Origin of the sequence: Clostridium guangxiense, assembly GCF_021043395.1 — a bacterium.
Classification (GTDB): domain Bacteria; phylum Bacillota; class Clostridia; order Clostridiales; family Clostridiaceae; genus Clostridium_S; species Clostridium_S guangxiense.
Genome location: NZ_JAJNKE010000024.1, coordinates 40,629 through 66,213, shown reverse-complemented (window position 1 = coordinate 66,213; position 25,585 = coordinate 40,629). Strand labels below are relative to the sequence as shown.

Annotated in this window: 22 protein-coding genes and 2 tRNA genes; 7 read left to right on the top strand and 17 right to left on the bottom strand. The window is 29.8% G+C overall.

What is annotated here, in order from left to right; all coding sequences use genetic code 11:
* Positions 1–2: 2 nt before the first annotated feature.
* The 5 genes from LQK79_RS13830 to LQK79_RS13810 form a co-directional block, all read right to left on the bottom strand.
* Positions 3–73: transfer RNA gene (locus LQK79_RS13830), tRNA-Gly, on the bottom strand.
* Between the two features lie 14 nt (positions 74–87).
* Positions 88–163 (bottom strand) — tRNA-Pro (locus tag LQK79_RS13825).
* Between the two features lie 107 nt (positions 164–270).
* On the bottom strand, positions 271–741 hold the full coding sequence (locus LQK79_RS13820; protein WP_053240786.1) for a metallophosphoesterase: 471 nt from the start codon (positions 739–741) through the stop codon (positions 271–273).
* A 5-nt stretch (positions 742–746) separates the two neighbouring features.
* Complete coding sequence (locus LQK79_RS13815) at positions 747–1,349, bottom strand: XTP/dITP diphosphatase (protein WP_053240785.1); 603 nt, start codon at positions 1,347–1,349, stop codon at positions 747–749.
* A 189-nt stretch (positions 1,350–1,538) separates the two neighbouring features.
* The gene (locus tag LQK79_RS13810; protein WP_231016913.1) at positions 1,539–2,519 is read right to left on the bottom strand and encodes an AIR synthase family protein; all 981 of its coding nucleotides are present in this window, start codon (positions 2,517–2,519) and stop codon (positions 1,539–1,541) included.
* Between the two features lie 119 nt (positions 2,520–2,638).
* On the opposite strand from LQK79_RS13810, the gene LQK79_RS13805 reads away from it, so the two are divergent.
* Positions 2,639–4,018 carry a hypothetical protein gene (locus tag LQK79_RS13805; protein ID WP_231016914.1) on the top strand — a complete coding sequence of 460 codons (1,380 nt, stop codon included), beginning with the start codon at positions 2,639–2,641 and terminating at the stop codon, positions 4,016–4,018.
* Between the two features lie 145 nt (positions 4,019–4,163).
* Here LQK79_RS13805 and LQK79_RS13800 read toward each other — a convergent pair whose 3' ends face one another.
* Positions 4,164–5,762 (bottom strand): peptide ABC transporter substrate-binding protein, encoded by a 1,599-nt coding sequence (locus LQK79_RS13800; RefSeq protein WP_231016912.1) that lies wholly within the window; start codon positions 5,760–5,762, stop codon positions 4,164–4,166.
* Positions 5,763–5,949: 187 nt separating this feature from the next.
* On the opposite strand from LQK79_RS13800, the gene LQK79_RS13795 reads away from it, so the two are divergent.
* A complete protein-coding gene (locus LQK79_RS13795; protein WP_231016911.1) occupies positions 5,950–6,228 on the top strand; it encodes a hypothetical protein in 279 nt (92 codons plus the stop codon).
* A gap of 58 nt (positions 6,229–6,286) precedes the next feature.
* On the opposite strand, the gene gatB is transcribed toward LQK79_RS13795, so the two are convergent.
* The 10 genes from gatB to LQK79_RS13745 all read right to left on the bottom strand — a co-directional run bounded on the left by gatB (position 6,287) and on the right by LQK79_RS13745 (position 18,822).
* Positions 6,287–7,717, bottom strand: a complete 1,431-nt coding sequence (gene gatB / locus LQK79_RS13790) for an Asp-tRNA(Asn)/Glu-tRNA(Gln) amidotransferase subunit GatB (RefSeq protein WP_053240780.1) — start codon at positions 7,715–7,717, stop codon at positions 6,287–6,289.
* Between the two features lie 15 nt (positions 7,718–7,732).
* Positions 7,733–9,196, bottom strand: a complete 1,464-nt coding sequence (gatA, locus tag LQK79_RS13785) for an Asp-tRNA(Asn)/Glu-tRNA(Gln) amidotransferase subunit GatA (RefSeq protein WP_053240779.1) — start codon at positions 9,194–9,196, stop codon at positions 7,733–7,735.
* 18 nt (positions 9,197–9,214) lie between these two features.
* The gene (gene gatC / locus LQK79_RS13780; protein ID WP_053240845.1) at positions 9,215–9,502 is read right to left on the bottom strand and encodes an Asp-tRNA(Asn)/Glu-tRNA(Gln) amidotransferase subunit GatC; all 288 of its coding nucleotides are present in this window, start codon (positions 9,500–9,502) and stop codon (positions 9,215–9,217) included.
* A gap of 391 nt (positions 9,503–9,893) precedes the next feature.
* Positions 9,894–10,166 (bottom strand): hypothetical protein, encoded by a 273-nt coding sequence (locus LQK79_RS13775; RefSeq protein ID WP_053240778.1) that lies wholly within the window; start codon positions 10,164–10,166, stop codon positions 9,894–9,896.
* Positions 10,167–10,240: 74 nt separating this feature from the next.
* A complete protein-coding gene (ligA, locus tag LQK79_RS13770) occupies positions 10,241–12,256 on the bottom strand; it encodes an NAD-dependent DNA ligase LigA (RefSeq protein ID WP_053240777.1) in 2,016 nt (671 codons plus the stop codon).
* Between the two features lie 14 nt (positions 12,257–12,270).
* Entirely contained in the window at positions 12,271–14,532 is a 2,262-nt protein-coding gene (gene pcrA, locus LQK79_RS13765) for a DNA helicase PcrA (protein ID WP_231016910.1), read from the bottom strand.
* A gap of 275 nt (positions 14,533–14,807) precedes the next feature.
* Positions 14,808–15,107 carry a YerC/YecD family TrpR-related protein gene (locus tag LQK79_RS13760; protein ID WP_053240776.1) on the bottom strand — a complete coding sequence of 100 codons (300 nt, stop codon included), beginning with the start codon at positions 15,105–15,107 and terminating at the stop codon, positions 14,808–14,810.
* Positions 15,108–15,464: 357 nt separating this feature from the next.
* On the bottom strand, positions 15,465–16,193 hold the full coding sequence (locus LQK79_RS13755; protein WP_231016909.1) for a pseudouridine synthase: 729 nt from the start codon (positions 16,191–16,193) through the stop codon (positions 15,465–15,467).
* Between the two features lie 169 nt (positions 16,194–16,362).
* Complete coding sequence (locus tag LQK79_RS13750; RefSeq protein WP_053240774.1) at positions 16,363–17,022, bottom strand: lytic transglycosylase domain-containing protein; 660 nt, start codon at positions 17,020–17,022, stop codon at positions 16,363–16,365.
* Between the two features lie 72 nt (positions 17,023–17,094).
* Positions 17,095–18,822 (bottom strand): triple tyrosine motif-containing protein, encoded by a 1,728-nt coding sequence (locus LQK79_RS13745; RefSeq protein WP_053240773.1) that lies wholly within the window; start codon positions 18,820–18,822, stop codon positions 17,095–17,097.
* A gap of 377 nt (positions 18,823–19,199) precedes the next feature.
* Here LQK79_RS13745 and pulA point away from each other — a divergent pair, with 377 nt between their 5' ends.
* The gene (gene pulA, locus LQK79_RS13740) at positions 19,200–21,344 is read left to right on the top strand and encodes a type I pullulanase (RefSeq protein WP_231016908.1); all 2,145 of its coding nucleotides are present in this window, start codon (positions 19,200–19,202) and stop codon (positions 21,342–21,344) included.
* A 73-nt stretch (positions 21,345–21,417) separates the two neighbouring features.
* On the opposite strand, the gene LQK79_RS13735 is transcribed toward pulA, so the two are convergent.
* Positions 21,418–22,773: a glucose-6-phosphate isomerase gene (locus LQK79_RS13735; RefSeq protein ID WP_053240772.1), complete on the bottom strand. Its 1,356-nt coding sequence runs from the start codon at positions 22,771–22,773 to the stop codon at positions 21,418–21,420.
* A gap of 158 nt (positions 22,774–22,931) precedes the next feature.
* On the opposite strand from LQK79_RS13735, the gene LQK79_RS13730 reads away from it, so the two are divergent.
* The 4 genes from LQK79_RS13730 (at position 22,932) to LQK79_RS13715 (ending at position 25,561) form a co-directional block, all read left to right on the top strand.
* On the top strand, positions 22,932–23,213 hold the full coding sequence (locus tag LQK79_RS13730) for an STAS-like domain-containing protein (protein WP_053240771.1): 282 nt from the start codon (positions 22,932–22,934) through the stop codon (positions 23,211–23,213).
* Positions 23,214–23,485: 272 nt separating this feature from the next.
* A complete protein-coding gene (locus LQK79_RS13725) occupies positions 23,486–23,695 on the top strand; it encodes a hypothetical protein (RefSeq protein WP_053240770.1) in 210 nt (69 codons plus the stop codon).
* Positions 23,696–23,719: 24 nt separating this feature from the next.
* Complete coding sequence (locus LQK79_RS13720; RefSeq protein WP_231016907.1) at positions 23,720–23,998, top strand: spore coat protein; 279 nt, start codon at positions 23,720–23,722, stop codon at positions 23,996–23,998.
* A gap of 213 nt (positions 23,999–24,211) precedes the next feature.
* Entirely contained in the window at positions 24,212–25,561 is a 1,350-nt protein-coding gene (locus tag LQK79_RS13715) for an alpha-amylase family glycosyl hydrolase (RefSeq protein ID WP_231016906.1), read from the top strand.
* The last annotated feature ends 24 nt before the right edge of the window (positions 25,562–25,585 follow it).

The following is a 25,585-nucleotide window of genomic DNA, read 5'->3' as shown; positions in this document are numbered from 1 at the left end:
GGAGCGGGTAGAGGGAATCGAACCCTCGTGACTAGCTTGGAAGGCTAGGGCTCTACCATTGAGCTACACCCGCATATTTCGTTGTAGTGGTCGGGGTGACAGGGATTGAACCTGCGACCTCATGGTCCCAAACCACGCGCGCTCCCATCTGCGCCACACCCCGATGAACTTACTATGTCGTCTTGTTTTGTGTTCTTGTTCTGTGTCTTGACGACAGAGATTATTCTACACTATACAGCGAAATTCGTCAACCCTTTTTTTTAATTTTTTTTATATATTTTTTATACTTGCACTAATTTTGCTATCATTTATGTCTATAAATGCTAGACTATTAGGTCCTTTTCTAGATAAGGATACACTTCCCGGATTTATAAATAATATGCCAAGTTCATCAGCTATAAATGGCATATGAGTGTGGCCAAAAAGAGCTATATCTGCATTTACTTCCATTGCTCTATACTTTAATCTATTAAGATCATATTTGATACCATATTCATGTCCATGCGTAATAAAGAACGTCTTACCTTCTATTATTTCAATCCTTTCAAGTGGAATTGTGGTCATAAAATCACAATTTCCCGTAACACTTATTATTTCTCCATGATATTTAGTCTTTATTTCATTTACATCTTCTACATTATCACCTAGATGTATAACCATATCAGCATCTTTTATATGCTGGCACGCTTTATCTATCATGTTTTTATTTCTATGTGTATCACTCATAATAGCTATATGCATTCTAATCACTCCCAAGGCAATTTGCTTATTTCTTCCGATAGTTTTTTAAGAGCTATTGCTCTATGACTTATATTATTTTTTTCGTCTGCCGTAATTTCAGCAAAAGTTTTATTATATTGTGGTATATAAAACAAAGGATCATATCCAAAACCATCCTTACCCCTTGCTTCTTCTGTAATATAGCCTTCAACCTCTCCCTGCGCTCTTATATCATGATTATCATTTACAATCAGTATAATTGCGCAAACAAACTTTGCTTTTCTCTTTTCAAATGGTACGCCCTCTAAAAGCTTTAGAAGCTTTTCATTATTTTTTTCTGAATTTCCATGTTCTCCTGCAAATCTAGCAGAATAAATACCTGGTGCTCCATCAAGAATATCTACCATAAGTCCAGAATCATCTGCTATAACTATAGAATCTTTTTTTAATTCATATATCTCATGAGCCTTTTTATATGCATTTTCCATAAAGCTGGTGCCATCTTCCTCCACTTCTATATTAACCCCTGCTTCACTTTGAGACATTATATTTAACTTGTACTTCTTGAGAATCTCCTTTATCTCGCGTATTTTATCTTTATTATTACTTGCAATTATTAAATTCTTCAATTTTTCACCTCTAATATATAATTCAACTTTTAATTTACATAGTGAAACTAGTTCACAAACTATAGGTGCACTACAATTCTTTTTAAATTGGTATTTGAGTACATAAATAGTTTATATTTCGCAGTAGTTTCACTAAAGATAAACCACTTCAACTATTGAAATTCATGAGAGTTTATCTTTAGCACTCCCTTAATTGTAAATTTTAAACAATTCATCACATTCTGGAGGCGTAACCTCATTTTCAATTTCATTATCTACAAGTATGCCTTTTTCACTGGTTATGTTTCCTATTATGAATGCAGGAACATTATTGCCCTGCAATTTTTTCAAAAGTTCTTCTCCATTTTTACAGCATATAAGCATACTTCCAGATGAAATAAACCTCAAAATATCTATACCAAAAACTTTTGCCACTTTTCCTGTAACATGACTTATAGGAAGTTTATTATTATACACTTTGAAACCAACTTTTGATGCATTTGCCACTTCCCACAATGCTCCTAAAAGCCCACCTTCAGTTATGTCATGCATACTATTAACTCCAAATTTTCCTGCAACTTCCCCTTCCTTTATGACACTTAAGTTTTCGCCATAGGATTTGCCTTCATCTAATTCTTCATTTGAAAGAATATTTTTTAATTTGTCCAATTTTTCATTTATTGCAATATAGGTTCCTTCCATGCCCAAAGTTTTTGTTACTATTATGTCATCTCCAACTTCAGCTCCTGATGTAAATACCGTTTTACCTTTTTCTCCTTTTCCTATCGCTGTACACGAAACTATTATTCTATTTACTGCCTCTGTAATCTCAGTATGACCACCAAGAATTTGAATATTAAATTTCTTACATTCATCACTTATATCAGACATTATATTTTTTATTTCCTCTATTTTAGATGACTTAGGTGCCATTATAGTAACCAGTATTCCAACTGTCTTCACACCTGCAGAAGCTATATCGTTACAATTTATATTTACAGCTAGTTTTCCTATCCCTTTTTGTGCTGCTGTTATAGGATCTGTAGAAACCACACAATCGTAATCTCCATACCTTATTACACTGCAATCTTCTCCAATACCTCCACTAACAATAACGTCATCACGTATACTTCCTCTATTATTGTCTATAATTAATTTTAAATCATCCCAATTAAGTTTTCCTATTTCCATGTTAATTCTCCTTTGAAAAGTGTGTACATTAAATTTATTTTAACTTTTAATCACAAATATATGACTTAAATCATATTATATAAAGTAGTATTATTTTTATCAAGGCGGTGTATGTTTTGATGTATATAGGCCCTTTTTTCAGATCAAATTCAACAAACAAAGATAATATAAAAAATCAATTATTTCATCTTTCAAAAGAAGCCATAAAAGATATAGTTTTTAATTCAAAATGTGGAATAACATTCCCATTAAAAGATATAAAAACAAAAGACATTTCTCTAAATGATATTAGCACATTTAAATCATTTTCACCACTAATTTGTATCTATAAGAAATCTAGTTGCAATTTATATACACTTGATAAAAAACTTAGTTGGGATGACAGCAGTTACAGAAAAAATATAATTATATCTTCTAATGCATATATGACATTATGCTTAATGGAACTATCCAACTATTTTTTAAAATTCAAATCAACATATCCTAAAAAATTTTACTTAAACCCAATATATATAAGCACTGCAAAGAAACAAATTGATTTTTACACTTCATACTTGAGAAATTCAGAAGGTGTTTTTATAGATAAAAAGGATATTTCAAATGGACTTACTTCTGAAATAAAACTCGAAGCAAAAGGTAAAGACTTTAAATTTTCAGACCAGGCCTTGCTAATGTGTGCACATTATAAATTTTCAACTTTGTACACAGGAAAAAATTCTTCAGAATATAAAAATTTTTCTTTTGATATCTTAAAGATGCTTTTGCATTTTAAAGACGATCTATACAATTTATCTTCCAGAGAATTGAACAAGCTAATTTTAGCTTTGAACATATTTTTTGATTATAGCAAAAATATTAAAGCCTATGAACTTTTAATAGATCTTTTTGAGTTCACTTGTGAAAATCATATTATAAATTATTCTGGAAATATAACAAACTCATGCCTTTTATGTTTGAATTCAATACTTCTATACAAAAGTTCAAAACTCACAAAATTTAAAGACACAGCTTTAAAGATGTATTCATTATTACAAGATTTATTCATTCCTGAAGATGGAATGTTCTTTAAACAAGGTGAAAAAAAAGAATGCACTTTTTATTCAACAGAAATAATCCTATATCTCATAAATTCCATACTTATATGTGACTTATGTGATGATCCTAAAGAATACGATTCTATAATTGAAGATGTATTCAAGCATCAGCTAATTGAATCTGGAATTATAGCTTCTTGGCCTGCTGTACCTAGCTTGGATAATCCTGAACGCTATAAAAATTTCTCTTTAAAAGCAGAAGATTTAATTGATGAAAATAATTTTAAAATGTCATCTATGCCAACACCAGAATTATCCCAAATTGCACCTATATTCTTTAAAAAAATCAACTTTAATAAAAAGAAAAGAACCTTTAGTGATACGAAACAATCCTTTTATAGCGATAACAATATGTTCATATTTTTTATAATCATATATTGCTTCAAACATTTTTTTGATTTTTAAATTCCAAAAATATTGTGAAGCAATAACTAATTTTTTTGCCTCAAAAGAAGACCAAAAGCTAGTGGTGAAGGGCTTTAACGTGTAAAGCCTCGTCAAACCCTTCACTTATTTTAGTTCGAAATATTTAGTGCAACAGCCCCTAATCTTATTTTATTGATGAAATAATTATATCACCATATGGATTTTCCCTAAGCTCAGTCACAAGTGGACTCATGCATATCACATTATTTTTTGTACATATAGGTATAACAGGCAAATCTACAGTTAATTGCTTAATCATCTTATAGCAATATTCGTTATTTTTAGCTAAATTATTTGAATTAATTAGCCCATACATAAGATCGTCATAAGTAGTACTGGAGTATTTATTTAAATTGAATGGTGATTTTGAAGAAAACATTTCTAAAAAGCTCATGGGATTGCTAAAAGAAATATTGTATTCTCCAAAAAACATGTCATAATCTCCATTTTTTAAAACTTCATATAAATTATTTTTATTATATCCTTTTAACTCAAAATTTATTTTTTCGCTTTTATCTACGCTTCTAATATTTTTATTTATAGAATTAATATAGCTTTCACAAAGTTTCCTATTAAAGTCATTTTCCTCGTATGCAATTACAAACTTATCATCATTTTCGTATTTACTTTTTTTAAGAATTTCAACACCTTCTGATGGAGCTGACTCCTCAAATGTATTTGTCATTATATAATTTTCTTTTAAACTTGATGGAATGAAATTATAAATTGGAGAAATACTTTCTTTTGGCATATCTTTTGCTATTTCAGTTCTACTAGTTAATAAACTTATTGCATTTCTAAAATTAGAATCAGCTATTTTTTTCATATTAAAATAAAGTGCATATATATTTAATGTACTAAAACTTTTAATATGATTACTCTTTTTTAATCTATTTATTTCCGTAAGTGGCGGATTTGAAAATATATCTATATTATTTGAATCAAAATCTGTGACAGAATACGCACTTACATTTTCTTCATCATTATAAAATTTAAGCTTTAGTTCATTACTCTTAACTTTATCTTTCATAAAATAATAATTATTTTTTTTAATCGTTATTGTTCCCTGAGAAATATATGAAATTTTAAAAGGACCAGTATATTTTATTTTTAAGTAATCTTTTTTCCAATTACTGGTGCTTTTATTGATTTCTCTAAGAAAAAATTGAGGTTCAGATAAAATTCTCAAAAAGTAATCACATGGACTATTGAGTCTTATTCTTAAAGTACTATTGTCAATCACATTAATGGCCACCTGATCAAAAGAAACTTTACCTGAATTATATGCTTCTTCGCCATATATATATCTAAGATCATATGCGTAAATATTATCCGTTTGTGGTGATAGTATTTCCCTAAAAAAATCATAAAAATCCTGTGCAGTTATTTTTTCACCATCACTCCACATAGCATTGTTTCTTATATGAAAAGTATACTGCATTTTGTCTTTAGATACTTCCCACTTTTCAGCAAGCCCTGGCTCAATTTCCATTGAGCTATCATCTTCATATACAAGTCCTGAGAAAAGAGTTCTAAGAATTTCATTTGACTTAGTATCTCTGTTTTTTGATGCAGTAAGGCTTTGTGGAACTACGCCAATACCATAAGCAACAGGTTTATTTCTAGTTGATGTTTGTAGATATTCAGTTTTCTTCTCAACACACCCAGTGAATATCAAGCATGTAATCATTACACTGGCAGTAATTTTATATATTTTATTCATATCACAAAATTCTTTCTAAAAATTTAGTATACTATCCTTATTTGTTTATTATTTACATATATATTGTAAAATAAACATTCTTGCATTATTTATTTTTAAAGTATAATATTGTACTGCAATTTATGGTATAATAAAATTAAGTGAATTTTAAATTATAAAGTTCAAACTAAAACGGAGGTAATAACTAATGATTATTTGCCTGGAAATAGTTGGCCTTATAACTATGCTTATTTTTTGTTTTATAGGCATATGGAGTTTTATACTACTAAACCAACTACTCGGTCAATTTAGATACAAAAATTATTTAATGGAGAAATTAATCCAAAGCATATCCTATAATTCAAAAAAAAATAATGACCCAGGTGAAATCATAAATGGTGATAATACTTATGATTCCACAGAGCCAGTTAAAAATAGTAATGTTTCTAAAATATTTGCAAAAGATGAAAATAATTTAAATGCTTAATATGGTTCCCTTGGGGGAACCATATTTTTTAGACTCTATTTTAAAACGCAATCATTTTTTATAGTTTCGCTATTTCATCACACATAAGTTTATTGACCATTTTAGGATTAGCCTTTCCCTTAGTCTCTTTCATTACAAGACCTATAAGGAAGCCAACAACTCTAGTTCTTCCATTTTTATAGTCTTCTATAGACTTTTGATTCTTGCTTAATACATCTTTTATAACTGAGAGTATTTCATCTTCATTGCTGTTCTGAACAAGACCTTCATCTTCTATAATTTTCTTTGGAGATTCTCCTGTTTCGAACATTTTAACTATAACTTTTTTACCTATAGCATTGGATATAGTGCCAGCATTTATAAGCTTTATAAGTTCCGAAAGCTGCTCTGGAGTAAATTTAAGATCTTCAACCCAAACATAATTAGCCTTCATTATCTTTGAAATATCCCCCATAAGCCAGTTTGATGCAGCTTTAGCATCACCACTTAACTTTGCAGTTTTTTCAAAGTAATCCGCCATAGACATAGTAAGCGTTAGTACAGAAGCATCGTATTTAGGTATTTCAAATTCTTCTATAAATCTTTCCTTTTTTTCATATGGAAGCTCTGGTATTGTCTTTCTTATATTTTCTATCCATTCATCACTTATATTTAAAGTAACAAGATCACCTTCTGGGAAATATCTATAATCATTAGCTTGTTCCTTACTTCTCATAACACTAGTTATGCCTTTAGCATCATCCCATCTTCTTGTTTCAACATACAATTTTTCTCCACTTTCTATAGCCTTTACATGTCTTTCATATTCATAATTAAGGGCCTTTTCAAGTGCTTTAAAAGAGTTCATATTCTTTATTTCAGTTCTAACACCAAATTCTTTAGCGCCTTTTTCCATTACAGAAATGTTAGCATCACATCTTAAAGAACCTTCTTCCATTTTACAGTCAGAAACTCCTATACATGAAAGTATACTCTTTAACATTTCAAGGTATGCTACAGCTTCCTCTGGGCTTCTAATATCTGGCCTTGATACTATTTCTGCTAATGGAACTCCTGCTCTATTAAAATCAACTAAAGTTCCTGCATTAGTATGTAAAAGCTTTGCTGCATCTTCCTCAACATGTAATCTCTCAACACCAATTCTTTTCTTAATTCCATCTTCAAGTTCTACTTCAATATACCCATCTCTGCATATAGGAAGTTCATCCTGAGTTATTTGATAATTTTTAGGACAATCTGGGTAGAAATAATTTTTCCTATCCATCCTTCCCATATGTGTTATTGAACAATTTAAAGCAAGACCAGCCTTTATTGCATATTCAATAACCTTTTTATTGATATGTGGAAGTGATCCTGGAAGCCCCATGCAAACAGGACAAACATGAGTATTAGGCTGTCCTCCAAAATCAGCAGTACATCCACAATACATTTTTGTTTTTGTATTAAGTTCTACGTGAACTTCAAGTCCAATAACTATTTCATATTCCATATACTTTCACCTTCCCTACTTTATATCTGCTGCGCAATTTTTATGCCATAATGTAGACTGTTCAAAGCTGTATGCCATATTGAAAAGTACATCTTCTCTAAAGTAATTACCCATTATCTGTAGTCCAACTGGAAGACCTGAAACCATACCGCATGGTACAGATATAGCTGGAATACCACTTATATTAACAGGTACAGTGTAAATGTCTGACATGTACATAGAAAGTACATCTTTAGTCTTCTCTCCTAAATTAAATGCAGTTGTTGGAGATGTAGGTGATATTATAACATCAAATTCTTTAAATGCTTTTTCAAAATCTTGCTTTATAAGATTTCTTACCTTTAGAGCTTTTTTATAATATGCATCATAATATCCTGCTGATAAAGCATATGTACCAAGCATAATTCTTCTTTTTACTTCTCTTCCAAAACCTTCACTTCTAGATTTCACATAAAGATCAGTTATATCATCAGCATTCATATCTCTATGTCCATATCTTATTCCATCAAATCTTGCAAGGTTTGATGAAGCTTCTGCTGAAGATATTATGTAATATGCAGCTAATGCGTATTCTGAAAGTGGAAGTGAATATTCCTTTACTTCTGCCCCATTTTCTTTAAATACTTCTATAGCTTCAAGTATGCATTTTTTTACGCTCTCATCTAAGCCATCCCCAAAAAACTCCTTTGGAACAGCTATTTTTTTACCTTTAACATCATTTACAAGACTCTTCTTATAATCTTGAACTGGAGTATCAACTGTTGTAAAATCCATTTTGTCAAGACCAGCTATATTTTGAGTAATAAGTGCGCAGTCTTCTACGTCCCTTCCAAAAGTTCCAACCTGGTCCAAAGTCGAACCAAAGGCAACAACTCCATATCTTGATATTCTTCCATAAGTAGGTTTAAGTCCAACTACACCGCAGAAAGATGCTGGTTCTCTTACAGATCCTCCTGTTTCAGTTCCCAATGCTACTGGAGCTTCACAGCTTGCAACTGCAACTGCAGCTCCGCCAGAGGAACCTCCTGGAACTTTAGTTGTATCCCATGGATTTTTGGCAACCTTATAAGCACTGTTTTCATTAGAGGATCCCATAGCAAATTCATCCATGTTTGATTTTCCAATTATAATTCCATTATTTTGTTTAAGTCTTTCAACTACAGTAGCATCATAAGGTGATATATATTTTTCAAGTATTTTTGATGCACATGTATTTTGCATATTTTTTACACTTATATTATCCTTTACAGCAACAGGAATACCTGATAATCCTTGAAGCTTTTCCCCTTTTTCAATTTTTTGATCCATTAGTTTTGCGTCTTTAAGTGCTTCTTCCTTAGCTACATACAAAAAAGCCCCTAGTTTTTCATCAGCCTTATCAATTCTATTTAAAAAAGCATTTGTCACTTCCTCAACTTTAACTTCCTTATTATCTATCATATCTTTAAGCTCATGCGCTTTAAGCTTATGCAATTCCATAAAAATACCTCCTTATAGCTACTCAATTATTTTAGGAACAATTATGTATTCCTCTAAATTCTTAGGTGAATTTTTAATTACATCTTTTAAATCCATAGAAGGTTCAACAACATCTTCTCTAAATTTATTTTCTATGTAATAAGGGTTTACTATTATATCAACATTGTCAGTATCAAGTTCATTAAGCTTGTCAATATACCCCAACACACTATTTAAATCGTGAGCTAAACTTTCCTTTTCCTCTTCAGTAAAACTAAGTCTTGCTAGTTCAGCAACATATTCAACATCTTTTTTTGAAACAGCCATATTTTCTCGCTGCATAAATTTAGAATTATGCAGCTCCTCCCTTCTTTGTATTTTATAATGTATATTTTTCAATAAATGCAGCTTAATTTTAAGTACATATTTAACATTATAAATCATACCAAATTAAATTATACAATTATTATTAAATAATCTCAATTTTTTTGATTAATTTATTGCTTTCATCATTTAAGAAAGTAACAAATAAGCTTAAACTTGAATTACAGTATCATTTTCCGTAGGTACAGAGGAAAATATCCCTTAATCTCAACTTTATATGAAACAAGAGTGTTTTCAAACCATTTAAATAACGTTAATAAATCTTAGAGGAATATTCCTCTTAGATTTATTAACGTTATTTAATGTTGCAAAACACTCTTGTTTCACAATTTTTTTAAAATACTCCCATATACATGAAGAACATAGTACCAAGCGCTATAAATGCACATCCTCCAGAATAAAAAAGGTTTCTAGACTTGTCACTATTATCAAAAAAGTTAACTGCCCAAACAATCATAGTAAAAATCATAAATATATCAAACATTTTGTAGTTACTGAAGTATTGTATTGGAATAAGTTGATATGTAGTAAGCAAAGTAAATATAAGACACACTGTGGTAATAACTACTAAAGTCCAGCTTAAAAAACCTACTGTCTTTTTTAACATAATACTTCCTCCCTCAAAAATCCTACTAAATATAATATATTATTTTGCAACCTTTGTAAATAACACATTAGACTTTATCTTTGTAAATCTTTTACTATTTGTTCAAATTCGTCTTCGTTTATTATTCTTACACCTAATTTTAATGCCTTATCATATTTGGAGCCAGCATTTTCACCTGCAATAACGCAATCAGTTTTTTTGCTAACGCTTCCTGCAACATTTGCTCCTAATTTCTCAAGTTTTTTCTTTATATCAGTTCTCGAATAATTTTTAAGTGTTCCAGTTGCAACTACAGTTTTATTTGTAAAAGGATTATCCACAATTTCGCTTTCCTCATAAGTAGGGCATACTCCTAATTCAAAAAGCTCTTTTATACTTTTTATTATTTTGTCCTGCTTAAAAAATTCTGCTATACTTTTTGCAACAATATCACCTATATCTTGAACTGAAATTAAGTCTTCATACGATGCATTTCGTATACTATCAAAATTTTTAAATTTTTTAACAAGATCATTTGCAGTTTTTTTGCCTACATTAGGTATTCCAAGAGAATAAATAAAAGATGGCAAATCACAGTTTTTACTTTTTTCAATAGCCTCAATGAGATTTGCAGCCTTCTTTTCAGCGAACTTATCTAGTTTAAGTAGATCTTCCTTTTTTATTCTAAACAAATCAGAAATACTCTTAATGTCAAGCTTTTCAAATAATTGCTCAGCTGTTTTTTCACTAAAACCTTCAATATTCATAGCCTCTCTACTACCAAAATGAACTATGCTTTTTACCATTTGAGGCTTGCAAGATAACGTATTTTCGCAGAAAAAGTGAACACCTTCTCTTACCAATTCACTTCCACAAGAAGGGCATGTCATTGGCGGTTCTATTTCTATGCTTTTAACATTTTCATCATCCGAAACGCCCATTATTTCCGGTATAACATCATTAGATCTTCGTATAAAAACTCTGGATCCTATTTTAACTCCTTTTCTTTTTATGTCATCCATATTATTTAATGTAGCCCTTTTTACAACTACTCCAGCAATGTCAACTGGCTCCAATAAAGCAGTTGGAGTAACTCTCCCACTTCTTCCAACATTCCACTCTACATCTATAAGCCTTGTTGTAGCTTCCTCCGCTTCAAATTTATATGCGATTGCCCATTTGGGGAATTTTATTGTATATCCAAGGTAATCTCTTGTCTTAAAATCATTAATTACTATTACAACTCCATCAATATCATAATTCAACGTTTTTCTTATATTTCCTATATATTCTATCTCTCTTTTTATTTCATCAATGGTTGTACAATCTTTTATATATTCATCAACTGGAAAACCCTTTTCTCTTATAAAATTCATCATTTCAATATAAGTCTTAAATGGAGTTCCTTCATTGTATCCAACATCATAAAAAAATGCCGATAAATTTCTTTTTGCAGTTTCTTTAACATTTAAATTCCTAAGAGCTCCTGCTGCACCATTTCTAAGATTTTTAAGTGGAACCACTGACTTGCTATTGTAAGCTTCAAAAGCCTCTTTAGTCATTATTGCTTCACCATGTACTTCTATTAAAGCATCATTTTTTATTCTTAGTGGGATTGATTTTATTGTCTTTGCCTGAGCTGTTATATCCTCTCCTGTAACTCCAGTACCTCTAGTTGCTGCCTTTATAAGTATTCCGTTTTCATCATATGTACAGTTTATTGTAAGTCCATCAAACTTTTTTGTAAGCACATACTTAAGTGGAGGAAGTTTATCCTCATGGCTTGAATTGTACTCATTTACAGCCTTTTCATTTCTATTATGCCATTCAACAAGTTCTTCAAGACTTTGAGCTTTATCAAGGCTAAAAAGTTTTGCTCTATGTGTATACTTTTCAAATTGAGGAAGAACCACATCTCCAACCCTCATTGTTGGAGAATATGGATACACAATTCCTGTTTCCTTCTCTAATTTTCTAAGTTCATCATATTTTACATCATATTCCTTATCCGAAACCACAGGGTCATCAAGTACATAATAGCTGTAGGAATATTTATTTAGCTCCTCTATAAGCTTTTCCATTTTCACAATTTTATCTTCTTTTTCGTCCATAACTACACCTCATTTTATAAAAGTTCAAGTGGTGCCATATCCAGTCTTAAATTCTTAATCCCCATATTTTCAAAGGCAATTGTCAAATTAACATGACCATCTATTTTATTTATAGTTATTATAGTACCTTTTCCAAACTTAGAATGTTTTACTTTAGTTCCCTTTGATATATCTTTCTCAAGCAAAATTGCAGGTTCATTATCCTTTATATTCTCTAATCTGTTTTCACTTCTCAAGCTGCCAAATTGAATATTTTTAGGTGGAACTTCTTTTGGAACAGAATTTAAATTCCAGCTGGCGCTTTTAGTAAAACTTTGACTTGCACCTCTGCTAAAATCGGACTTTAAGTTAAAGGTTTCTTTTAAATCATCACCAATTTCATTTAAAAAGTCTGATTCTGTAAATGCCTCTGTTCTTCCAAATACTTTTCTTATTCTTGCAGAAGTCATATAAAGTTTTTCCTTCGCTCTCGTAACTCCAACGTAAGCAAGTCTTCTTGATTCCTCCATTTCGTAAGAATTAGTAAAAGCAACCCCTCCTGGAAATATTCCATTCTCCATTCCAACCATAAATACAACAGGGAATTCAAGTCCCTTTGCACTATGAACTGTCATTAAAACAACTGTATCGGCGTCCTCATCATAATTGTCTACATCTGCTACCAAAGAAGTCTTTTCAAGGAATGCTGAAAGAGTTTTATCATCTGATGTATTTTCAAAATCCACTGCCGCATTAACCAGCTCTTGAAGATTTTCTATTCTAGCTCGGTCTTGAACATCATCTGACTTTTTAAGTTCATCCATATATCCAGTTTGTTCAAGTATTTCCTTTATCAAAATTGATATTGAAATTTCATCTTTTCTCCTTACGAAGCTATTTAATATGCTTACAAATTTGTTTATTGAAGTGGCTGTTCTCGGGGACAATCCGGGAATATTGTTCACATCTAAAATAGCATTATATAAACATTCTTCAATCTCATTGGCAAAGTTCTCAATTTTTGATACTGTTGTTGCTCCTATACTTCTCTTTGGAACATTTATTATTCTCTTAAGGCTTACATTATCAAGAGGATTATTTATCAGCTTAAGATATGCCATTATATCTCTTATTTCTTTTCTATCATAAAATTTAAGTCCACCGATGATTCTATAAGGTATATTTCTTTTTATGAATACATCTTCAAATATACGCGATTGAGCATTTGTTCTATACAAAATTGCAAAATCTTTAAATTTCCTTTTTTCCTCATCTTTAGTTTTCATTATTTCACTAGCTACAAACTCTGCCTCAGCAACGTCTGAATCTGCTCTTAAAACCTTTATTTTTCCTCCATCATCACTTCTTGTCCTAAGCTTTTTCATATGTTCATGTGGATTATTTTTAATTATTTCATTTGCTGCCTTTAATATATTTCCTTTTGACCTATAATTTTCTTCAAGCTTTACAACTTTTGCATTTTTATACTCTCTTTCAAAATCCAGTATATTCCTTATGTCTGCTCCTCTCCATCCATATATGCACTGGTCATCATCGCCAACCACACATATATTTTTACTTTCAGAAGCAAGAAGTCTTGCAAATTCATACTGGCATTTATTCGTATCTTGATACTCATCTATCATTATATACTTGAATTTTCTTTGATAGAACTTAAGAACTTCTGGTTCCCTTTTAAATAGTTCTACAGTTTTAAAAATAAGATCATCAAAATCAAGCGCATTATTCTCTTTTAGCTTTTTCTGATACAAAAGGTATACATCAGCTATTTTATTAAGCTTATAATTGCTGCTATTTTCATTTTTATATTGCTGCGGAGTTACAAGTTTATCTTTAGCTGAACTTATTTTAGATATTACTTCTTTATCTGTTATATCTTTTTCATTTATACCAATTTCCTTTATACACTGTTTTATAAGCACCTTTTGATCATCACTATCATATATTGTAAAATTTCTACTGTACCCTATTTTATCTATTTCTCTTCTCAAAATTCTTACGCAGCATGAATGAAATGTTGCTATCCACATACTACTTACCTTTTCACTTCCAATTAAAGCTTTTACTCTCTCTTTCATTTCTGCTGCTGCCTTGTTAGTAAAAGTTATAGCAAGAATTTGTGAAGAATAAATACCAAGTTCATCAAGCATATAAGCTATCCTATATGTAAGTACTCTAGTTTTTCCACTTCCTGCTCCTGCAAGTATTAAAAGAGGTCCATCTATCGTAGTAGCTGCTTCATATTGTTCATTATTAAGCAATTTTTTTAAATCCATAAAATTTCACTCCTTGAGTTTTTAAGACTTAACAGCTCAGCTTAATATATAGAAACTGCATTAAACGCTTAAATTAATCAAAATATAGTAATATTAATTTAAAGTTTCCATATAATTTCATCATATAAACTATTAAATATTATAACATTTTATCAGTAATTTTAATCATTTGAAAATAAAAAATCAGCATAAGTTTTATTTCTTATACTGACATTTTTTACTTAAACTATTATAAACTATAAGAGATAATTTTACAAAACATTTAATTTGATAATTCACCCCTTATTAAGTCTATCTAAAATTATATTATATCCATCAGCTCCATAATTAATGCATCTGTTTACTCTACTTATAGTTGCAGTACTTGCCCCTGTAATTGCAGCAATGTCCGTATAAGTTTTTTTGTCTTTAAGCATTTTTGCAACTTGAAGCCTTTGTTCAATTGTCTTTATTTCATTTATTGTAAAAATATCTTCAAAAAACCTGTAACATTCATCTCTATTTTGAAGAATTAGTATTGCATCACATAAAAAATCCATAGATTCACTTTTCAACCTTGAATTATAATCAGACATCAAAAACCACCTCTTTCAACCTGTAATTTATATTTTACCATTTTATAAGGCATATTTCCACAAAATATTTATTCACAATCATGAAATAAATATTGCACTTTTATTTTATAATAATTTTTTATATTCATCACAAATTTCACGTTCATCTTATGTAAATCTTTTCATATTTTCATAAACAAAAAATAAAAACAGCCCTTGGGGCGGGGCTGTTCATAATAAATAAAAAGGGGGCTATTCATTCCTTGTTATTTATCTTTCGTCTAATATTATAATAAACATATAAACAAAAAGCAATAGGAACGTGAAAATTTTATTGTAAACATTTTATTAATATGAAGGTAATTCCTTCATAAACCATTAACATATTTTGCAAATTATTCTTAGTTTTTCAAGTTCAGAAACTGTAAGCTCCCTATATTCGCCCTCATCAAGCCTCTCATCTAAATTAAGTCCACCGAAGCTTAGCCTTTTAAGATAAATTACCTTTTTGTCAAGACTTTGAAACATTCTTTTAACCTGATGATATTTTCCCTCCTGCACAGTAACTTTAACTTCCGATTCATTTTCATCAGCTTTCAATATTTCTAATTTTGCAGGCATACATTTATAACCATCATCAAGGATAATTCCTTTTTTAAATTCTTCAATATCATTTTTATTTAATTCAGAATCTATCTTCGCATAATAAACCTTATCAACATGCCATTTAGGTGATATCAGCCTATGATTTAATTCTCCATCATTTGTAAGCAGGAGCAAACCTACAGTATCCTTATCAAGCCTTCCAACTGGAAATGGATCAAATACCTTGTGCTGCTCTTCAAGAAGATCTATAACGGTCCTATCATAATCATCAAAGGTTGCCGATATTACACCATCAGGCTTATTCATCATCAAATATATATTTTTTTTATATGTAACTTCTTCTCCATTAACTTTTATTGTACTTTTAATGGGGTCCAGCTGATAATTGTTATCCTTTATAACCTCTCCATCAATTTTAACTTCTCCACTTTTTATAATTTTCTTAACATCTTTTCTTGAGCCATATCCTAAATTAGCTAAAACTTTATCTAATCTTTCCATATTCTATTTCCTTTCAACATAAAAACATCCTGTAAAATACACATTATTTATATTTTACAGGATATTCAAAATTATTATACTTAAAACTAATATTTTATCATCTCAATCTTAACAATTTAAAGATAATGCGAAACAATTCAAGTGAAGGGTTTAACTTCCTTTCACTATATTATGTATTATAATAACCAAGAACCTTAGTCACATAATTTTGAGTTTCACCTGAAAGAGCACTTATGTTTCCTGCAGTATTTTTAACTGCATTTGGACCAGCATTATATGCTGCGACAGCAAGTTTGGCGTTACCAAACATATCAAGAAGTTCTTTTAAATACCTTGTACCTCCATCTACGTTTTGTTCAACATCATATGCATTAGTTACTCCAAGTTCGCTGGCAGTAGATGGCATAAGCTGCATAAGACCTTCTGCTCCGACGCTCGAAGTTGAATTTGGATTAAAATCTGATTCTTGCTTTATAACAGCCAGTATAAGTTTTTTATCAACGCCATATTTTTTTGATGCATCTTCTACTGCTTTATCTATAGAAGTGTTGCCAGATTTAATTTCATTTTGTATATAATCCAAAGTATTATTCATAAGTAGGCCTTTCCCATAACCAAGATTGCTTAAGTCGCCACTACCCAAAATACTGCTTAAATCGAAAGAACCATTGCCTTCCGCTGATGCATTAAGTAAACTTTCTAGAGCCATTTGAAATCCCTGTGATGAAGAATCATCATCAGACATTCCAGCTTTAAGCATTTGCTGCATCATATTAAGTTGAAGATAATTTTGCACGCTATTTACGCTAGAACTATCGCTTACAGCCACATTATTCACCTACCTCACATTATTCCAATAAATAAACTATAGCTTTATTTTCGTAAACAGTCAAACAAAACTTTATACATTCATCTCAAAAATTGAATAATCTTCATATTCTTTTTCACAATTAAATTGATTTTTACATAAAATAAGAATCCTATAGTTTCCCTTTTCTGTTGGTATAAATGAATAAAAACTTTTTTTGCTGTATCTTTGAACTATCTTCCATTCCCCATCTTTCATAATATAAAATTGATATACTATTTCCCTTCCATTTTTACAAGATACATTTAGTGTAACAGCCTCGTTTAATATAGGAAATTCTCTATCACATTTTATTGTAAGCTCACTCACTGGCTCTACATCCCTTACAATAAAATTAATAGCTTTATATGAGTCAAATTTCTTTGAGCTATTCTTATTTACAGCGTATATTTCAACTTTATAAGTACCTTCACACTTAGGAATTACTTCATATTTTTTAGAAAATTCAAAATTTGTTTCTTCTAATTGACTACTATTTTTGCTAATTATAAATTTAACTAAATTTTCTTTTGTATTTAAAGTTACTGCCTCCAATTGAATCTTTTCTCCAACAACATAATAGTCTTTAACAGGTGGAAGTACGCATTCTATTTTAGCTGGAATGTAATCCATGGCTTGTACCACTACTTCTGAACAGCACTGAAAATCCTTATCACAATATTTGTCTTTAACTTTAATTTCGATTGTATATTTTCCTGAATCTGAAGGTGTAAAATTGACCCAATTACATGCCCCATAATCTATTTTTTCTATTATTTGATTTTCTTTTTTAACGGTAAAACTATATCTTAAGTCTATTCCTCCTTTTGCTTCTACTTTAACATTTACAGTTTCCCCCTTCAGTATGGTACCTTCCTTACTTTTATATATCCTTACTATCTTAACCGGTTTATTCTTAATCTCTTCTATTGCAAATTTAAACTCTTTTAAAGCCTCAAAAGCCTCTTTACAGCTTTCATCTTTAACCATTAGCTTTACATTGTATATACCTGCTCTTTTAGGTCTCCACACATAGTTTTTATCCCTCTTGTATCCACTATCCTCACTTAAATTCCCATCAATCACATATCTGTATAGTATGTTTTTTCCCCCAGTAACTACTGATTTTAAATTAATAGTACTTCCTAGAAGCTGCGGCGAAGTTACATCAGCAGTAAAATCGATTATTTTTATATCTCTATATTTTTTCACCCTATATAAAATAACAGCTCTATCATCAAATTCTTTTTTAGAATACATATCTTTAACCATACATAAAAGCTTGAAGTCTCCATATCCTTTTTCTGTATAACTTACAATTCTTTTACCTGAATAATCCTGTATACACTCACTTTTTCCTAGGGCATATATTTTCACAAATTTATATAATGTCATCTTATTGTCACTATTAATTGCATCTACTTTAAAAATAATCTCATTACCTGTATAAAGTTCAGTAGTAAGACATCTAAAATTTTTGATTTCCACCTTATCACTTTCAGAATTTCTTATTATATAATCTGTTTTATTTACATAACTAAATGGTTTTGCATCATCTTTTTCCAAAGCCTGAATCATTATAGTATAAATTCCCTCTTTTTTTGGAGACCATACTGCAAATAGTTCATTGGAAAAATCCTTAAGTATATTCCACTTTCCATTATGCCCAACTAAGAACTTATATAACAAATTCTTATTTATACAATTTTTTATACTTATATTTATTTTTTCATTTTTTCGCTGCGGACTCTCCTTATCAAATGCTATTTGAAATTCTTCCATATTCTTTCATCTCCCAAAGAAATTGTTAACTTTATTATACTATATTACCATATTTTGTAACAAGAGTGATGTTTACATTTTTTTTGATTTTTTATATTATATAGATAAACTTACTCCTGTATAAAGATAAACCATCTTGAAACTTGAAATTTATTTGTACCAAAATGCCGTCTTCTAGGCATTATGGTGCACATGAATTTCAATAGTTAAAGCGTTTTATCTATATATAGTGAAACTACTGGGAAACTTAAACTATTCATGTACCAAAATGCCATTCTCTAAGAGATTATGGTAAACATATAGTTTGCAGTTAAGCTAGTTTCACTATATAACTAATTTATAAAAATTATAAATTCATTTAGCTTAGGAGGCAAACAATGAAAATCTTTAATGCATTAGTTACAAATTTCAATAGAATCGAATTCAAAATAGATAATCCAAGCGAATTAAATTTTTACATGTTGAATATAGTTAATGGCAGAAATTACATGAAAATAATTGAGCACTCAATATCAGATAATACAGTTTTTCTAAACTTAGAAAATGAAATAGACATAAAAATGGATTGTTTACTTATCTACGGCGACATAATAAACATAAAGTGTTGTTACTTTAAATTATTTTCATCTAAAGAATTTAATGATAGATACTATTATGATGGTAAACTTGGAGTTGAGTACACCCCCCAAAAATCAATTTTTAAATTGTGGGCTCCAAGTGCTTTAAATGTAAAGCTTCTTTTATATAAAAACGGAGATGCAGCCTTAAATGATAATCCAGTTCATTCTATATACCTAAATGAAGAAAATGGCTTATGGAGCACTCCTATAGAAGGTGATTTGAAGAATTATTATTACACTTATCAAGTTGTCTTATATAATGAAGTAAATGAAGTTACTGATCCATATGTAAAAGCAACAGGAATAAACGGAAATAGAGGCGCTATAATAGATATTTCTGAAACAAACCCTGAAAATTGGGATAAAGATGTTTCTCCAAGTACAATAAATAATTTTACAGATGCCGTAATTTATGAAATTAGCATAAGAGATATTTCTTCAAATCCAAACAGCAATATAAAAAATACTGGAAAGTATTTAGGATTAGCTGAAGAAAATACAAAAACAAAAAACAATCTTTCTACAGGACTTGATTACATAAAAGAGTTGGGAATAACTCATGTTCAGATAATGCCTATATTTGACTTTTCCTATAAAAGTATTGATGAAAAAATGCCTTCAGAATATAATTGGGGTTATGATCCTCAAAATTATAATGTTCCGGAAGGTACGTATTCTACAGATCCATATGACTCTAAATGCAGAATAAGGGAACTAAAGACATTAATTAGTGCTTTACACAAAAATAATATTTCAGTTAATGTGGATGTGGTTTTCAATCATCTCTGGAATGAAAAAGAAAATAGTTTTGAAAAGACATTCCCTGGGTATTATTTAAGAAGAAACCAGGATGGTACATTTTCAAACGGAACCGGATGCGGTAACGATACAGCTTCAGAAAATCTAATGATGAAAAAATTTATAATTGACTCTGTAGTTTATCTATCACAAGAATATCATATAGATGGTTTTAGATTTGATTTAATGGGAATTCATGATATAGATGCAATGAATCAAATACGTGAAGCTGTTGACAGGCTTGGAAGACCAATAATGCTTTACGGCGAAGGCTGGAACTTAAATACAAATTTGCTATATGAGAAGAAAGCCATTATTCAAAATTCCTTTAAAACTCCACGCATTGGATATTTTAATGAAATCATAAGAGATTCTATTAGAGGTTCACTTTTTGATGCAAATTCAAAAGGTTTTGCCTCTGGCGGTGAAAATTTTGAAAATTCCATAAAATTATCATCTATAGGATGTATAAATTATTCTGAATGGCTTAAAGGCCCATTTAATTCTCCAGAGCAATCTATAAATTATGTTTCTTGCCATGATAACGCAGCACTATATGACAAACTGAAAGCTTTAAATCCAGATGACAGTGATGGAACTTTAATGGAAAGAGTAAAATTATCCTTAGGCATAATATTAACTTCTCAAGGAACAGCATTTTTAGAGTGTGGTTCAGAATTTGGCAGAACAAAAAATGGCATAGACAACACTTATAAATCGCCAGACTATATAAATTGGATAGATTGGACATTAAGAGATAAACGTATAAACTGCGTTTATTATATTAAAAATCTTATTAATTTAAGAAAAAATCATTCTGCATTTAGATTTATAAACTCGGATGATTTAAAAAATCACCTTGAATTTATTAACAATTCACCAAAAAATTCTGTTGGCTTCATACTTAAAAATAAACCTAATGGTGATAGTTGGAACAACTTGCTTATAATATACAATGCAAATAATCATGCACTTAACTTTCCTATACCATGGGGAAACTGGAATGTGTACGTGAATAAGAATTCTGTTGGAGAATCTAATATAAGAGATGTAAAAAATAATTATATAGTCGAAGGATTAAGTGTAAATGTACTATATAATTAAATAGTTATATTTTAAAATAAAAAAACAGCAGGTAATTTATGTAAAGATAAATCACCTGCTATCTTTCACTTTTTTAGTCTTCTAATTTTTTCTTTAATTCTTCTGCCATATCTTCATATCCTGGTTTTCCAAGAAGTGCAAACATGTTTTTCTTGTAAGCTTCAACTCCTGGTTGATTAAATGGATTAACACCTAATAGATATCCACTTATAGCACATGCCTTTTCAAAGAAATATACCATATATCCAAAATGATAAGCAGTAAGTTCTGGAACATTTACAATCATAACAGGAACTCCTCCGTCGTTATGTGCAAGAACGGTTCCTCTAAATGCTTGCTTATTAACAAAATCAATAGTCTTTCCAGCTACAAAGTTAAGGCCATCAAGATTTTCTTTATCTTCACCTATAGTTAACTCTTTTCTAGGACTTTCAACATTTATAAATGTTTCTATAAGATCTCTTCTTCCTTGTTGTATGTATTGACCCATAGAATGTAAATCAGTAGAAAAATCTCCTGCTGCTGGGAATAGTCCTTTGTTATCTTTTCCTTCGCTTTCTCCAAATAATTGTTTCCACCATTCTCCAAAGTAATGAAGTGAAGGTTCAAAATTAGTTATCATTTCAATTGATTTTCCTTGCTTATATAGTGCATTTCTAGCTGCAGCATATTTATAAGCATCATTTTTATCAAGATCTTCATCTTTATATGCTTCTCTTGCATCTGCTGCACCTTTCATCATTTCATCTATATCTATTCCAGCTGCTGCTATAGGAAGTAATCCAACTGCTGTTAAAACAGAATATCTTCCTCCAACATCATCAGGAACTACAAAGGATTCATAGCCTTCAGCATCAGCTAAAGTTTTAAGTGCTCCTTTTTTAGCATCTGTTGTTGCATATATTCTCTTTCTAGCTTCTTCAACACCATATTTCTTTTCAAGAAGTTCTCTAAAAATTCTAAAAGCAATAGCAGGTTCTGTTGTAGTACCTGACTTTGATATTACATTAACAGACAAATCTTTTCCTTCTATAGCTTCAAGTAAGTCTGCAAGATAAGTAGAACTTATATTATTTCCACAGAAAAATATTTGAGGTGCTTTTCTAGTTTCTTTTGAAATATTCGCGCTAAATGTATGAGAAAGCATTTCTATAGCAGCTCTTGCTCCAAGATATGATCCTCCAATTCCTATAACTATAAGAACATCAGAGTCGTTTTTTATCTTTTCTGCTGCTTTTTTTATTCTTCCAAATTCTTCTTTACAATAATTAACGGGAAGATCCACCCATCCTAAAAAGTCGTTTCCTGCTCCTGTTTTATTATTAAGCACTTCATGAGCAGCTTTTACCATTGGCTTTAAATTTGTTAATTCTTCATCATTAAGATATGGTTTAGTATTTTTTAAATCAAGACTTAAGTTTTTAGCCATTACAAAGTCCCCTCCATATTTTTTATTTTTTTACCTATAGCAATTTTAGTCTATTATTTTAAATAAATCAAGATTTTAATTGTTAAAAGTTTGACAATTAAATTAAACTGTTATATAATAGTATCATAGAAAATATAATTTTTAGGGGGATTTTCATTATGGAGAAAACAATTAATATTAAAAGTCTTATAGGAAGTAAATTTCAGTGTCAGGATGCAATACTGCTAAAATCAGAACTCCTAGCCAATTTAAATGATAATGTGATTTTGGATTTTTCTGGAATAGATTATGTTCCTACGACCTTCTTTTATAATTTATTCTCCGAGCTGTTATATATCAATGATAGAAAAGACATATTAAATCATATTAAAGTAAAAAATTTATCAAATATTGATGATTACAATAAAGTAGTTTATGGAACAGCAAGTTTAGTTTCATAACCAAAATTAAAATAGCATCTAACCCACTTCAATTTAGATGCATTTCTATCAAACTCACCTTAACAACCTTAAAAACTGCCTTAATGAACCTTATTAAGGCAGTTTTTAGTTTTAATCTTTTTAATAAATGTTGCTTTTTACACTCATTAAAAAAGCTTCCTTTAGTACGTTTAACTATGTTTAAATGAAAATTTTACTACACATATTTTAACATTATAAAGCTAATTATATTACCGTAACAATTTTAAAATATAATTTTAGGAGGTAAGACTATGGTTGCTACTGGTAATATGCAAATAGAAGCAAATAATCTCAAAGTTATTAAGGATCAACTTGGATATGAATCTTTATTAAATAAAAAATTTAGCCAATACAGTCAAATGTGTACTGACGGTCAGCTTAAGAATCTTTGTAATGAAGCGTGCCAAATCCACAAAGAAAACTTTAATTCCTTAAAAACTTATCTTGATTCGCATCAATAATTAATTTTTAGGAGGGATTTTTATATGAATAATGTAATGACTATGTCTGAAAAAGACATGATGCAAGATTTACTTGCAACCGAAAAACAGGCAATTTCATCTTACAGTACAGGAATCACTGAAACTTCTTGTGAAAATTTAAGAAAAACACTTTTAAATAATTTTAGAACTTGTGAAGAAACTCAGTATAAAATTTTTGATTCAATGAAACAAAAAGGCTGGTATTCTACAAAAGACGCTCCCGATGCTGATGTACAGCAAGTAAAAGATTCTGCAACTACAATGTCACAGGAATTACGCTAAATTAATATTTATTAGAGTATCACAAGTCCTCCTAGATTTAGATACCTTCTAACAATATAAGAAAAGCGTCACAAAACATATTATAATAAATATTTTGTGGCGTTTTTCATTTCGCTATATTTTAATATCTTATAAATATTGATTATTATGTCCATTTTACAAGCTAAAGTTATATAATAGTCTTATAGGCAATATTTATTGGAGGTATGTACTATGAACTCTTGGATTAAAGAATCTATTTTTTATCATATTTATCCTCTAGGTTTTTGCGGTGCTCCGCAGAATAATGATTTAGCATCTAAACCAATACCTCGTCTAGATAAAATACAAAAGTGGATACCACATCTAAAAGCTCTTGGAATAAATGCGTTATACCTAGGACCTGTTTTTGAATCAACTTCTCACGGATATGATACTATAGATTATTTTAAAGTCGATAGAAGACTTGGTACTAATGATTTACTTAAGGATATTTCAGATACGCTTCACAAAAATGGAATAAAATTAATTTTGGACGGAGTATTTAACCATGTTGGAAGAGATTTTCCTAAATTTAATGATTTAGTTTTAAATAAACAAAATTCAAATTATTCATCCTGGTTTTCTGGAGTAAATTTTAATGGTAATACTGTATATAATGATGGCTTTTCATATGATTGCTGGAATGGATATTATAACCTTGTCAAATTAAATACCTATAATAGTGAGGTTAAAAATTATATATTTAAAATAATTAAATTTTGGATTGAGGAATTTGATATAGATGGTATAAGATTGGATGCAGCAGACTGCTTGGAACTAAATTTTTTAAAAGAACTTTCTCAATATTGTAAAAGACTAAAACCAGATATGCTTCTACTTGGAGAAATTATACACGGTGATTACAGTAGATGGGCAAACAGCGAGTGCCTAGATACAGTGACTAATTATGAATGTTATAAAGGTCTTTATTCAAGCCACAATACCATTAATTATTTTGAAATTGCCTATTCATTAAATAGGCAATTTGGAAATGATGGTATATATAAAAACATTCCATTGTATAATTTCGTTGATAATCATGATGTCAATAGAATTGCCAGTACTTTGACTGATTTAGACAATATCTATCCATTATATGCCTTGCTTTTCACCATGCCCGGAATTCCATCAATATACTATGGAAGTGAATTTGGAATAAAGGGCACAAAGAAAAATGGCTCCGATTCTGAACTGCGTCCTGAAATTAATTTAAATGATTTTGATAACTTAAAAGATAGCCAAAAGCTTTTAAAATTTATACAGCTTGTTTCTAGAATAAGGACAACTTCTAAGGCTTTAAAGAAAGGTTCCTACAATCAATTATTTATTTCAAATAAGCAGTATGCATTTTTAAGAAGCTTTGAAGATGAAAATATAATAACCGCTACCAATTGTTCTAAAGAAGATTCAAAAATAAAATTTAATATTAAAGGTAAATGTCTTTTAGATTTAATAACCAAAGAAACCTTTGATATAGAAAATCAAACTGTAATTTTACCTGTTTCTAAAAATAAAGCAAGAATATTAAAATTAGAAAAATAATAGTTTATTTATATGCATTTTTGA

Excerpts from the sequence above, each read along its gene's own strand:
- LQK79_RS13820 (WP_053240786.1), bottom strand. The coding sequence starts at position 741 with ATGCATATAGCTATTATGAGTGATACACATAGAAATAAAAACATGATA.
- LQK79_RS13810 (WP_231016913.1), bottom strand. The coding sequence starts at position 2,519 with ATGGAAATAGGAAAACTTAATTGGGATGATTTAAAATTAATTATAGAC.
- LQK79_RS13805 (WP_231016914.1), top strand. The coding sequence starts at position 2,639 with ATGTATATAGGCCCTTTTTTCAGATCAAATTCAACAAACAAAGATAAT.
- LQK79_RS13800 (WP_231016912.1), bottom strand. The coding sequence starts at position 5,762 with ATGAATAAAATATATAAAATTACTGCCAGTGTAATGATTACATGCTTG.
- LQK79_RS13795 (WP_231016911.1), top strand. The coding sequence starts at position 5,950 with ATGATTATTTGCCTGGAAATAGTTGGCCTTATAACTATGCTTATTTTT.
- gatB (WP_053240780.1), bottom strand. The coding sequence starts at position 7,717 with ATGGAATATGAAATAGTTATTGGACTTGAAGTTCACGTAGAACTTAAT.
- gatA (WP_053240779.1), bottom strand. The coding sequence starts at position 9,196 with ATGGAATTGCATAAGCTTAAAGCGCATGAGCTTAAAGATATGATAGAT.
- gatC (WP_053240845.1), bottom strand. The coding sequence starts at position 9,502 with ATGGCTGTTTCAAAAAAAGATGTTGAATATGTTGCTGAACTAGCAAGA.
- LQK79_RS13775 (WP_053240778.1), bottom strand. The coding sequence starts at position 10,166 with ATGTTAAAAAAGACAGTAGGTTTTTTAAGCTGGACTTTAGTAGTTATT.
- ligA (WP_053240777.1), bottom strand. The coding sequence starts at position 12,256 with ATGGACGAAAAAGAAGATAAAATTGTGAAAATGGAAAAGCTTATAGAG.
- pcrA (WP_231016910.1), bottom strand. The coding sequence starts at position 14,532 with ATGGATTTAAAAAAATTGCTTAATAATGAACAATATGAAGCAGCTACT.
- LQK79_RS13760 (WP_053240776.1), bottom strand. The coding sequence starts at position 15,107 with ATGTCTGATTATAATTCAAGGTTGAAAAGTGAATCTATGGATTTTTTA.
- LQK79_RS13755 (WP_231016909.1), bottom strand. The coding sequence starts at position 16,193 with ATGGAAAGATTAGATAAAGTTTTAGCTAATTTAGGATATGGCTCAAGA.
- LQK79_RS13745 (WP_053240773.1), bottom strand. The coding sequence starts at position 18,822 with ATGGAAGAATTTCAAATAGCATTTGATAAGGAGAGTCCGCAGCGAAAA.
- pulA (WP_231016908.1), top strand. The coding sequence starts at position 19,200 with ATGAAAATCTTTAATGCATTAGTTACAAATTTCAATAGAATCGAATTC.
- LQK79_RS13735 (WP_053240772.1), bottom strand. The coding sequence starts at position 22,773 with ATGGCTAAAAACTTAAGTCTTGATTTAAAAAATACTAAACCATATCTT.
- LQK79_RS13730 (WP_053240771.1), top strand. The coding sequence starts at position 22,932 with ATGGAGAAAACAATTAATATTAAAAGTCTTATAGGAAGTAAATTTCAG.
- LQK79_RS13725 (WP_053240770.1), top strand. The coding sequence starts at position 23,486 with ATGGTTGCTACTGGTAATATGCAAATAGAAGCAAATAATCTCAAAGTT.
- LQK79_RS13720 (WP_231016907.1), top strand. The coding sequence starts at position 23,720 with ATGAATAATGTAATGACTATGTCTGAAAAAGACATGATGCAAGATTTA.
- LQK79_RS13715 (WP_231016906.1), top strand. The coding sequence starts at position 24,212 with ATGAACTCTTGGATTAAAGAATCTATTTTTTATCATATTTATCCTCTA.